Source organism: Aliarcobacter vitoriensis (genome assembly GCF_003316695.1).
Taxonomy (GTDB): domain Bacteria; phylum Campylobacterota; class Campylobacteria; order Campylobacterales; family Arcobacteraceae; genus Aliarcobacter; species Aliarcobacter vitoriensis.
Window position 1 is genome coordinate 54873 of sequence record NZ_PDKB01000003.1, and the last position, 12161, is coordinate 67033.

The window sequence follows — 12161 nt, forward strand, 5'->3', positions numbered from 1 at the left end:
TAGGAAAAATTATGGTTGATAAAATTGTAGATGATATGCAAACTTTTATAGATGAGCTAAAAAATGCAATAAATTTGGATATAGAAGATATAAAATCTTCAAGACATGAAGAACTTTTACAGAGAAATGAAAGAAAACACTCTATAATAAACAATATAATGCAGAAAAAAATTGATTTAAATAGTGAATTATCAAAATTGATTCAACAAAATGTTGATGTGAATATATATCGAGAAAAAGTTAATGCCCTTGAAGAGAATTTAAAAGATTTATATGAATTAAATAAAAAGTTAGCAAACATAGTTCTTCCAATAAAAGAAATGTATAAAGAGTTACTTGAAGATATAAGTTCTTATGGTGGAGGGCAGTTTTTTGACATTAAGGCTTAGTTCTCTATTTTTGTTATTAAATACTTACCTTTTTGCAATACCTGTTTTGGTAACTACAGTACCTTTGAAATTTGAAGAAAAAGTTGATAAAACTAAATTAATACTTAAACAAGTTGAAAGTGTTAGTAGACTTTGTCAGCCTATATCTTTAGAAGAGATAGAAAGTAATGAATTTATAACAACTCATCACATAAACAAAAATGTGATAGTTTGTCAAAAAGATGTAAAACTTGTAGAGAATAATGAAGTTATTTTTAATTTTGGTGGTCTTAAGATAGTAAAAAAAGGGAAAATAATCTATGAAAATAGTGAGTTTATTAGATTTAGAAATCTTGATGGAACAATTGAGCAAATATATAAAGATGGAAGATCAAAATGAATAGACTCTCTTTTATTGGAGAAACTCCAACAGAAGCTTTAAGAAAAGCTCAAATAGAGTGTGGAGAAGATGCTATTGTAATATCTACAAGAAAAGTTGTAAATGTAAATGGTTACAATAAAGATATGTATGAAATAGTAGTTGCTGTTGAAGATGAAGAATTACAAAAAAATATGGAATTTACAAAAACAGCAATAGCAAAAGCATCTATTGAGGCTGAACCTATAAAAGCTCAAGTGTATGATTTTAAAGAAGAGATTTTAAGAATGCAGACTCTTTTAGAGCAAGTTCAAAAATCTATTTGGAATCCAAAAAGTCAACTTTTTGATTTAACTATACCTATTGAATTTGTGACTATTTATAATATATTTGAGAAAAATGAGTTTGATGCTGAGATGACTTATACTATCATGAAAAAAACAATTAAAGAGTTACCAGTTTCTCTCAAAACAAATCAAAATAAAGTTAATGATTTTTTTAAACTTGTTTTAAGAAGAGTAATACCAATAAAACATGAAGTTCCTTTGCGAAATCAACAAAGAAAAATTATTATGATGGTAGGACCAACGGGAGTTGGAAAAACTACAACTATTTCAAAATTAGCAGCACGATTTGCTTATAAAATGGAACAAAACTATAAAGTTGGAGTTATAACTCTTGATTCTTTTAGAGTTGGTGCGATAGAGCAACTTCAAGCATATACTAATATTATGAGATTGCCTTTAGAAATTGTAAAAAAACCTGAAGATTTAACAGAAGCACTTTTAAGACTCAAAGATTGTAACTATATTTTTATTGATACAGCTGGTTCTAGCCAATATGATATTGATAAAATTGAACTTATAAATGAATATAGAAAACATGTTGATGAATTACCTATTGAAAAAACTTTAGTTCTTCCTTCAAATGTTAAACATAGTGATTTAATGGAAGTTTATAAAAATTACTCTATTTTGGATATTGATAATTTAATTTTTACAAAATTAGATGAGACACGAAGTTTTGGGAATATAATATCTTTTTCACATAAAACTAAAAAATCAATTACATATTTTTCTATTGGACAAAATGTTCCTGATGATTTAATACCTGCTGATGCAACTTTTTTAATTGATTGTTTTATGAATAATGAGTGTAGTAGGATTTTATAATGCTTGATGCAAAATTATCTCAAGCTAAAAAGCTATTTAATATTACATCTCAAAATGAACAATTACCAAATTCAAAAACAAAACTTCTTACAATAACATCTGGAAAAGGTGGTGTTGGAAAATCTACTTTTACAGCAAATATTGCACACATTCTATCTAAAAAGAACCTAAAAGTTTTAGTTCTTGATGCAGATATTGGTTTAGCAAATATGCAAGTTTTATTTGATATTAGACCACAATATACATTATTTGATTATATTAATGGTCAAAAAAATCTTAAAGAAATTATTGTGGATACAAGATATAAAAATATTTCATTGATTGCTGGAAAAAGTGGATATCAATATAGTTCAAATAGTAATAGTTTTATATTTTCAAGACTAGTTTTAGATATTTTGGCTTTAAATATTTATGATATTTTGATTGTTGATACAGGAGCTGGTTTAAATGATTATGTTAAAGAATTTTTGAGAGTTTCAACAAATATTCTAGCAATAACTTCAACAGATCCAAGTGCTTTAACTGATGTTTACTCTTTAATAAAGATGTTATCAATAGAAAAAAATGGTTTAATGCTATGTTTTAATCATACAAAAAGTGATAATATTGGAATAGCAATTTCAAACTCTTTAATAAATTTAGGTAAAAAAAATAGACTTAAAGATGATTTTATGATAAAATATATAGGAAGTGTTCCTAGTAGTGAAAAAATATCTTCTATTGCTAGGACAAGGAAAATATTTGTAAATGAGTTTCCTTTTGATGAGGTTGCTGTTAAATTGAATAACGTTGTTGATAATTTGTTGAAAAGTATCTAAAATTTGGAGTTTTTATAAGTGGTAGTAGAAAGATTTTCTCAAAATCTAATCAATACAGGAATTTTTAAAGTTTATATAGCAATAGGTTTTTTTGCAACTTTAATATTCTTTATTTTTAATACTGAGTTATTTACTCCTCTTCAAATGTTATTTGGTGCAGTTTTGGTTACTGTTGCACTAAAAGGTTTGAGTAATTTAATGTTATCTTTTATAGTAAATAACTTTAGTTTAGAACAGAAAAAACAAGATTTTGATTTTAGATATAATGAAGATAAAATAGATCTTCTACTTAATCAATTAGTTACAAAAGATATTAATGATATAAATGAAAATAAAGATGATAAAGTAGCTCAAATGCAAGAGCCAGAAAAAAAAGAAGCTACTGAATAAGGAGTAAAATATTATGAATGTTATAGGTTCTATTAATTATTTAAATTCTTTACAATCAATTGATAGCAGTGAAGTAGTAAATCAAACTGAAGATTTAAGTGACAGTAAATATGCTAATAAATCTTTTAAAGAATTACTTGACAATGCTGTGAATGAAGTAAATGAGACTCAAATACAAGGTTATAATGCAATGACAGATATTGCAACAGGTAAAGTTACAAATCTACAAGAAGCGGTTCAAAGAATAGAAGAAGCTGAACTTAGTTTAAAACTTGGACTAGAAGTTAAAAATAAAGCTATAAATGCGTATAGAGAAATTATGAGAATGCAAATTTAGTTGTAAGGAGCTGTTATGGGATTTTTTGATGGATATAATGTAGCAACTTCAGGTATGAGTGCTCAAAGAACAAGAATAAATGTCGTAAGTGCAAATATTGCAAATGCAAAAACTACTCACACAGCAGAGGGTGGACCATATAAAAAACAACAAGTTGTTTTTGAAGATGTTTTAGTGGCAAATTCAAAAAAGAGAACAAATTCAAATGATATTGAAGTAACAAATTCTCCTTTGTCAGAATTATCTTTAAGAGGAGTTGGTGTAAAAAAAATAATACAAACTGATGCAAAACCTGTATTAAGATATGACCCAACACATCCTGATGCAAATGAGAAAGGTTATGTAGCTTACCCAGATATTAATCCTGTTGTTGAAATGGTTGACTTAATTGAGGCTATGAGATCTTATGAAGCTAATGTTACAGCATTTAATACCCATAGAGGAATAGATACTAAAACATTAGATATTATAGCAGGAAACTAGGTTAACAATGGCAAATTTAGTAGATATTTTTACTCAAACAAATAGTACAAATTCTGATACTATACTTTTAAATACTACTACAGAAGATTTGCCAAAGGATAAACCATCTTTATTTGATTCTTTATTGAAATCTAGCATTGAAAGTATGGAAGTAAATAAAGATATTTCTCAAACAAAAAATATTGCAACTTCAACCCTTATAACACAGAATTCTCAAGCCTTACAAAATAATGGTCAAAATGTTGAAAATACATCAACTATTCAAATAGAACAAACTATGGTTATGGATACAAATAAAATAGAGAATATAGATTTAGATACAAAAAATTTAGAACAAAAATCTTATTTATTTGATGGTAATATAGATGGTGAAAATAAATCTTTAGAACCAAAAAAAGAACAAAAAATAGTTGAGCAGGAAATAAAAAAAGAGACGAATACTGCTAATACAAGTAATAAAAATTCATTATTAGATAGGTTAATTTTGGAAGTAAAAAGCAATAATGCAGAAAAAATAGATATAACAGAACATATTTTGGAAGATACAAAAGATTTAAAAAATATGTCAGATTTAGAAGGAAATAATACAAATTTTTTAAACTCTTTAGATGAAAAAATTGATGAACTAAATAATTCAAAAAATATCTTAAAAGAAGAAATAGTTATAGATAAAAAATCAGTTAAAAATCAAGATAATAAAATTATTGAGTTAGTTCAAAAAGAGAGTTTAATAACAAATTTAACTACAAATAGTGTTAAAATAGAATCTTTGGAAGTTGAAACAAAAGAGATTAATGTTCCATTAGATATTTTAGATTCTGAAAATTTTTTAAAAGATAGTAACAATACTCAAAAAATAGCTGAACCAAAATTGAGTTTAATGGATCAGCTAATACAAGCCAATAGTAATAAAGAAGTTATCAATACAGAATTAAAAGATGAATCTATTGTAAATGAACAAAATATAGAAAAAATTTTAAAAGAACCTCAAAATATACAAATTAATGAAAAAAATGTTGAACCAAAGTTGAGTTTGATGGATCAATTGATAAAAGAGAGTAATTTAAAAGATATAAATATAAATGTTGATAACTCAAGTGATGTAAAAGTTTCAAAAGATGTAGCATCTAATATATTTTTAGCAGACCAGAAAAATATACTAAATAACCAGATTTTATTTAATAAAAATGAGGCAGTAAAGATTTTAGAGAATGCTTCTTCATTAGACGATATTCAAAAAAGTGCAAATATTTTGGATTTGGAAGCTAGTGGACTTGAAGTTGAGCAAGATATTGTAAAAGAAGATTTAGAAAAATTAAAAATAAATGATAAAGAACTACAAGATAGAAAAAATATTTTAAATACTATATTAAATGAAAAAGATGTTAGAAGTGTAGATATAAGAAATCTTATAACAAATTCTATCGAAGCATCAAAAGCACTACTTGAAAATACTTTGACTATACAAGATGATAAAGTTGTTGAAATTCAGCCAACTTTAGTAAACTCAATAGAATCAAGAATTATTGGTGCAAAACAGCAACTATCTTCTATGATGTCAGATATTGCAAGACAGATGTATGAAAACTATAAACCACCAGTTACTGTATTTAGAATGACTTTGAATCCAGTTGATTTGGGTTCAATTTCAGTTTTAATGAAACAAGATAAAACTACAGGTTTAAATATTACTATGAGTATTTCTAGTTTAGCAACATTAGAATTATTGATGGATAATCAAAATATGTTAAGAAATTCTTTGGTTAAAACTTTTAATGATAGTTCTAATTTTAACTTAGATTTTAGTTCATCTCAAAATAATCATCAAAATTCATCATCAAATTCAAATGGTAAAAATCAACAATCAAGAGAAGATTTAGATACACAAGCCATACTAAAATTAAAAGAGGAAAATAGAGATTTAGAAGAGAAAACTACAGACTATATGTAATGGAAGCTTTTTTTTCACTTTTAAATCAAGATGTACTTTTCCAATTTTTACTTTTGCTTGCTAGAGTTCTTTCTTTTATAGCATTTATGCCTATTTTTGGTCATACTGCAATAAGCGTTAGTATTAGAGTTGCTTTTGCATTTTATCTTACTATATTTCTATTTCCCTTTGTTGGTAGTGTAACTTATATAAATGAGAGTAATTTTATACTAGCTTTAATATCAGAGATAACTCTAGGTTTAGTTGCATCAATGTTAGTAAATATTGTATTTTCTAGTGTTAAAATAATAGGTGAATTTATAGGGTATTCGACAGCTTTATCTATGGCTATGATGTTTGACCCAGCAACTGGTTCTCAAGAAGGTTTAATATCAAAGCTTCTTTTTTGGATAGCAATAATTTTATTTTTCCAAACAGGCATGTATGAGATGACTTTGGTTATTTTAGCAAAAAGTTTTTCTATGATACATCTTGGAACTTTTGATATTTTTACTGTTGATGGAATAAGATTAGCAATAGATGAGATAAATAGAATGTTTGCTTTTGCTTTTACTTTTGCTTTACCACTATTTTTTATAGGGTTTATTTTAGATGTTTATTATGGATATGGTACAAAATCTATGCCTGCTTTTTCTCCATTTATTATTACTTTTCAGTTAAAGTTTGCTTTAATATTTATATTTTTAATACTAGGCTTAGAGATTTTTAATGAGGCATTTACAGAATATTTTATAAGTAAGTTTGAATAAGGACTCTATATGGCTGATGATGAAGAAAAAACAGAAGAACCCACGTCCAAAAAAATTGAAGATGCTAGACAAGAAGGAAATGTTGCTAAATCAATGGAGGTTGCAGGAGCTGTAATTTTAACATTGGGTTCAGTTTATTTGATATTTCTTTCTGGATTTACATTTTTAGAGATAAAAAAGGTTATTTTATATATTTATAGTTTTATTGGGCAAGAAGTAGATGATGCCTTATATTATTCTCTTACCTTTACTATTGTAAATACTCTATTAATAGCATTAGCTCCATTGTTTATACTAGTTTTTGTTTTATCATTAGCTGGTAACTGGATGCAGTTTGGATTTATAGCAACACCATTAAAATTTGATTTACAAAAATTAGACCCAATAAAGGGTTTGAAAAATCTTTTTAGCTTAAAGAAATTACTTGAAGCTTTAAAATTAACTTTAAAATTGTCAATTATTGTAGGAGTTATGTTTTTACTTTTTTCAATAACATATAAAGAATTTTTATATATGATGAATAAAGAGCTAAACTCAACAATACAAGCTATGCTCGATTTAACAATAGTATTTGTTTTTACGATTCTTTTTATTATCATTATTTTTGCTATAATAGATTTTTATTTTACAAGATACTATTATATGAAATCTTTAAAGATGAGTAAACAAGAGATCAAAGATGAATATAAAAATATGGAGGGAGATCCTCAAGTAAAAGGTAGAATTAGAAGAATTCAGATGCAAATGGCACAAAAACGTATGATGAGTAGTGTTCCTGAAGCTGATGTTGTTATTACAAACCCTACTCATTATGCTGTTGCTTTAAAATATGATAATAGTGTAAATCAAGCTCCTGTTTTAGTAGCAAAAGGGATAGATTTCCTTGCATTGAAAATAAAAGATATTGCAAAGGAAAATAATATTACAATCATAGAAAATCCAGCACTTGCACGTGCTTTGTATGATCAAATAGAATTAGAAAGAGAAGTTCCGAGTCAATTTTATAAAGCTATTGCAGAAATTTTCTCTTATATTTATGAATTGAAGAAAAAAAGGTAATAAGTGAAGTTTTTAGCGATTTTTTTTATATTATTTACACTACTAAATGCTAAAGATAAAGAGTTTTACTATAGTTTTATTGATTCAAATGGAAAACAAATATCTTCAAAAACTAAAGAGAGTATTATAAATACTTTAAATGAGTTAGAAAATATTAAAGAGATTGCACTTGATGGAAAGATAAATGAAGCTTTTAAAAGATTGGTTGATTTAAAAGACAATAATAAAATATCTTTGTTAAACTCTGATATTTTAATACTATATTCAGAATTAGTTCTCAAAAATCAGTCAAAAAAACTTTTGTTAGATACATCAAATGAACTTGAAAATGCTATAAACTCTTCGGTTATAAACCAAGAAGATTTATTAAAGGCATATCTACTTTTAATAGACTTAAAACTTAGTGTAAATAGGGTAGAAGATGCAAGATATTATGCTCAAACTGTGATAGATGTTTTTGATGATGAAGAGGCAAAAGCAAAAGGTAAAATTGCACTTGGAAAGATTTTTAAGTATCAAAAGGATTATCCAAAAGCATCTAAAACTTTATTTGATATTTTACGAAATACAAAAGATAAAAATATAGCCTCAATAATTGGAAATGAGTTATTTGATGTATATTTGCTTGAAGGTAAAAAAGATGAAGCAAAAGAGTTAATGAAACAACTTTTAGTAACAAATCCATCTTTCTTTTCAAATGATTTTATATTAGCAAATCAAAGAGTAGATTTACTTTTGAAACTTGATATGACATTATTGGCTGTTGATATATTAAAAGATTTAATCAAAACTTCAAAAAAACAAGATATTTTAGAAAAAGCAGAGTTTAAATTGGCAAATATTTATATGAAGCTTTATGATAAAACAGATTTATATTTGAATTTAGCAAAAAAACTTTATAAAAATATTGTAGATAACTACCCAAAAAGTGAATATTTTGAAGCTTCACAAATATATTTTGATGAAATAAAAATGAGACAAAGATTAATTTCTCCTAACACTATAGCAGACAAATATAATCAAAATGAAGCTATGCAGAATAAAGCTTTGTTACAAGAATTAATAAATAATAACATAGATAAGAAATTTGAACAAACAGTTAAAATTTATAAAGTTTATAGAGATATTCCAAAAGATATTTTACAAAGATTTGGTTTTAATAATATTGATGAACTTTTAGATATTTCATATATTGGTTTGATAAAAGAGTATTTGGAAAATGATGATTGTTCAAAACTAAGTACTATTTTAAAAGATGTTAAATATGAAATATTTAAAGACTTATTAAATGATAATACTATAAAAAATGGATTGATAAAATGTATTAGTGAAGCACCATCTCTTGAAAATTATACACAACTAAAAAATATTTTTAAAGATGTTCAGAATTTGGATATATATTTTATGTTAGAAACTATGGCTTTAAGTGTTGATGAAATAGAAGATGCTCTATACTTTTCATCAAAAATAGAAAAAGCAAATGACAAAGATATATTAGAAAAAGAGTTTTTGTATAAATATCAAGTTTTAAAGATAAAAAATGATTCTATAAAATTTGATAAATTTTTTGCAAATACTTTACAAAATAGAAATTTAATAGATTCAAATACTCAAGAACCTGTAATTGTAGATTTTTATTACGATTTTTACTTATATTTGTTAAAAGAGAATAATCAACTAGAAGCTACAAAAATTTTAAAAAATTTATATGATAAACAAAAAGATTTCAAGATAAATGTTTATTCTCCATTTGTTGAGAGTGAATTATCTAAAATAGCAAAAAATGAACAAAAATTTGAAGAAGCGGTAAATTATTTAGTTGAAGCAAGTCAAAATGTAAGAAATTTAAAAGCAGAGGATGAGGTTAAAATATATTATGATATTGTGATGTTATATGATACCTTGGATAATAAAGAAAAAAAAGATGAATATTTACAAAAGTGCAAAGATGTAAAAATTGAAGATAATCTTTACAAAAAAATGTGTTTGAGTTTGGGTCAATGAATATAGATGATATTTTAAACCAAATAGATTCATCAAATCTTAATGTTGCCTTTGGAAGATTGACGAATATTTCAGCAATTACTTTGAGTGCTACTGGACTTGACGTCGCAGTTGGAGATATTGTAAGAATAGAATCAGAACAAAGACTTTATTCTGTTTTAGGAATGGTTACAGTTTTAAATGACAATTCATTTATTATTGTTCCTTTTTCATTTATTGAAGGTTTTAGAATAAATGATAAAGTTTTTTTACAAAGAGATGGACTCACAATAAAGTGTGGAAATGGCCTTTTAGGAAGGGTTGTAAATGCTTTGGGAGAACCAATAGATAACAAAGGTAAAATAAGAGATATAGATGCAAATTGTGCTATCAATAAAGAGAGTATGTCACCACTTGATAGAGGAATAATTGATCAAAAATTTTCAACAGGTGTAAAAGCGATAGATTCTATGCTAACTTGTGGAAAAGGTCAAAAAGTTGGTATTTTTGCTGGAAGTGGAGTTGGAAAATCTACTTTAATGGGAATGATTGTAAAAGGTTGTGAAGCAACTATTAAAGTTATTGCATTGGTAGGAGAAAGGGGAAGAGAAATCCCAGAATTTATACATTATAACTTAAATGATGATTTAGAAAATACTGTTATTGTAACTGCAACTTCAGATGAATCTGCTTTGATGAGAAAATATGGAGCATTTACTGCTATGGCAATAGCTGAATATTTTAGGGACAAAGGACATGATGTTTTATTGATGATGGATAGTGTCACAAGATTTGCTATGGCTCAAAGAGAAATAGGCTTAAGTACAGGTGAGCCACCTGTTAGTCGTGGTTATCCACCATCTGTTTTTGCACTTTTACCACAACTTATGGAGAGAGCTGGAAATAGTAAATTAGGGTCTATTACAGCATTTTTTACTGTTTTAGTTGATGGAGATGATATGAATGATCCAATAGCAGATCAAAGTCGTTCTATTTTAGATGGACATATAGTATTAACAAGAGATTTAACAGAACAAGGGTTTTATCCACCAATAAATTTACTAAAATCAGCTTCAAGAGTTATAGACAAGGTAGTCTCACAAGAACATTATAATGATTTTTTAAAGTTAAAAAGAGTATTATCACTAATAAAAGAGAATGAAGTTTTAATTAGAGTTGGTGCATACAAAAAAGGTATGGATCCAGAACTTGACAATGCTATATCAAGAAAAGATAAAATAAGAGAGTTCCTTACTCAAGGAACTTTACAAAATTACTCTTTTGATGAGATTGTTACAAACTTAAAAAAGGTGTTATTATGATATCAAGTATAAATTCTACAATTTATAGAATAGGTCTTTTGGACCAGACTCAAACTAAATTAAATAACCAATTAGCTAGTGGAGATAAACTTCAATATGGAAGTGATGATTCTGTTTTATATAGCAGACTTGTTCATGTTGATAACTCGATACAAACAAATAATGGACTTCGAGATCAAATAAATAGAGTAGATGTTTTAAATAAAACGTCAGATACATCTTTAAATGATGCTAAGAAAAATGTTGAATATATCAAATCAGAGTTAATTAAAGCGAATACATCAACAACTGGAATTGAAGGATTAGAAGCTATTGCACAAAATCTTGCAGGTATGAAAGAGAGTATTTTTAATCTAGCAAATACAAGTACTGAAGGTCAATATGTTTTTTCAGGAAGTGATGCTTCTGTTAAGCCATTTGTTATGGATGCAAATGGAAAAGTTACATACCAAGGAAATGATAGCTTGAGAAAAGTTGCTATTGATGATGGTTCATATAGAGATGCTGGAGTAAATGGTCTTGATGCTTTTTATTATACTACAGATTCTGGTTTAAAAGGTGAAACTTTAACTTTTAAAGAAGGTGATAGGATTGTTGACCAAGATGGAAATGAGTGGAAATTAAACTCTCCTACAAATGATACTTTAACAAAAACAAATTGGGATGGTTCAACTGAAACTTTAGCAGTAATCCATGATCCAGTAACTGGGGAATATCAAGCTAGTTTACCAACAGCTGATGGAACTAAATTTGAAGCAAGAAGAAGTGTTTTTGATATGCTAGATGAAGCTGTTAGAAGTTTAAGAGGACTCGATGAATTAGGAAATCCTGTATCTCCAACAGATGACACAGCAAACTATGAATTTAGAAGAGCTGGAATTTCAAAAGCTGTTGATGAAATAAGTAAAGTTCATGACTCTTTAACTATTTCTCATTCAGATTTAGGAGCGAAGAATAAGACTTTTCAAGTCTCTTTAGAAAGACTTAACTCAAAAAATACTCAATTAGGTATTTTAAAAACTGAGTTAGGTAAGGCAAATGAAGCTGATATAGCTATAAAATTAAAAGCATTGGAGTTATCTTATGCTTCAGTTTATTCTACTGTAAATAGAACATTTGAATTATCTTTAGTTAATTTTATGAGATAAAA

Annotated in this window: 13 protein-coding genes; all 13 read left to right on the plus strand. The window is 26.4% G+C overall.

Going from position 1 to position 12161, the window contains the following annotated elements:
• Positions 1 to 11: 11 nt before the first annotated feature.
• The 13 genes from CRU91_RS02150 to CRU91_RS02210 are packed head-to-tail and all read left to right on the plus strand — an operon-like array spanning position 12 to position 12159.
• Positions 12 to 389, plus strand: a complete 378-nt coding sequence (locus CRU91_RS02150) for a hypothetical protein (RefSeq protein ID WP_113892935.1) — start codon at positions 12 to 14, stop codon at positions 387 to 389.
• Positions 373 to 768, plus strand: a complete 396-nt coding sequence (locus tag CRU91_RS02155; RefSeq protein ID WP_113892937.1) for a hypothetical protein — start codon at positions 373 to 375, stop codon at positions 766 to 768. The genes CRU91_RS02150 and CRU91_RS02155 overlap by 17 nt, the downstream gene beginning before the upstream one ends.
• Complete coding sequence (gene flhF / locus CRU91_RS02160; RefSeq protein WP_113892939.1) at positions 765 to 1919, plus strand: flagellar biosynthesis protein FlhF; 1155 nt, start codon at positions 765 to 767, stop codon at positions 1917 to 1919. The genes CRU91_RS02155 and flhF overlap by 4 nt, the downstream gene beginning before the upstream one ends.
• Positions 1919 to 2737: an AAA family ATPase gene (locus tag CRU91_RS02165; RefSeq protein WP_113892941.1), complete on the plus strand. Its 819-nt coding sequence runs from the start codon at positions 1919 to 1921 to the stop codon at positions 2735 to 2737. The genes flhF and CRU91_RS02165 overlap by 1 nt, the downstream gene beginning before the upstream one ends.
• Before the next feature lie 18 nt (positions 2738 to 2755).
• Positions 2756 to 3127 carry a hypothetical protein gene (locus CRU91_RS02170; RefSeq protein ID WP_113892943.1) on the plus strand — a complete coding sequence of 124 codons (372 nt, stop codon included), beginning with the start codon at positions 2756 to 2758 and terminating at the stop codon, positions 3125 to 3127.
• 13 nt (positions 3128 to 3140) lie between these two features.
• Positions 3141 to 3464 (plus strand): flagellar hook-basal body complex protein FliE, encoded by a 324-nt coding sequence (gene fliE / locus CRU91_RS02175; RefSeq protein WP_113892945.1) that lies wholly within the window; start codon positions 3141 to 3143, stop codon positions 3462 to 3464.
• Positions 3465 to 3479: 15 nt separating this feature from the next.
• Positions 3480 to 3947 carry a flagellar basal body rod protein FlgC gene (gene flgC / locus CRU91_RS02180; protein ID WP_113892947.1) on the plus strand — a complete coding sequence of 156 codons (468 nt, stop codon included), beginning with the start codon at positions 3480 to 3482 and terminating at the stop codon, positions 3945 to 3947.
• A gap of 7 nt (positions 3948 to 3954) precedes the next feature.
• The gene (gene fliK / locus CRU91_RS02185) at positions 3955 to 5898 is read left to right on the plus strand and encodes a flagellar hook-length control protein FliK (protein WP_113892949.1); all 1944 of its coding nucleotides are present in this window, start codon (positions 3955 to 3957) and stop codon (positions 5896 to 5898) included.
• Positions 5898 to 6647: a flagellar biosynthetic protein FliR gene (locus CRU91_RS02190; protein WP_113892951.1), complete on the plus strand. Its 750-nt coding sequence runs from the start codon at positions 5898 to 5900 to the stop codon at positions 6645 to 6647. The genes fliK and CRU91_RS02190 overlap by 1 nt, the downstream gene beginning before the upstream one ends.
• Before the next feature lie 9 nt (positions 6648 to 6656).
• Positions 6657 to 7706 (plus strand): flagellar biosynthesis protein FlhB, encoded by a 1050-nt coding sequence (gene flhB / locus CRU91_RS02195; protein ID WP_113892953.1) that lies wholly within the window; start codon positions 6657 to 6659, stop codon positions 7704 to 7706.
• A 3-nt stretch (positions 7707 to 7709) separates the two neighbouring features.
• A complete protein-coding gene (locus CRU91_RS02200; protein WP_113892954.1) occupies positions 7710 to 9710 on the plus strand; it encodes a tetratricopeptide repeat protein in 2001 nt (666 codons plus the stop codon).
• The gene (gene fliI, locus CRU91_RS02205; RefSeq protein ID WP_113892956.1) at positions 9707 to 11011 is read left to right on the plus strand and encodes a flagellar protein export ATPase FliI; all 1305 of its coding nucleotides are present in this window, start codon (positions 9707 to 9709) and stop codon (positions 11009 to 11011) included. The genes CRU91_RS02200 and fliI overlap by 4 nt, the downstream gene beginning before the upstream one ends.
• Positions 11008 to 12159 carry a flagellar hook-associated protein 3 gene (locus tag CRU91_RS02210; RefSeq protein WP_113892958.1) on the plus strand — a complete coding sequence of 384 codons (1152 nt, stop codon included), beginning with the start codon at positions 11008 to 11010 and terminating at the stop codon, positions 12157 to 12159. Before fliI ends, CRU91_RS02210 begins: the two co-directional genes overlap by 4 nt.
• Positions 12160 to 12161 lie beyond the last annotated feature (2 nt).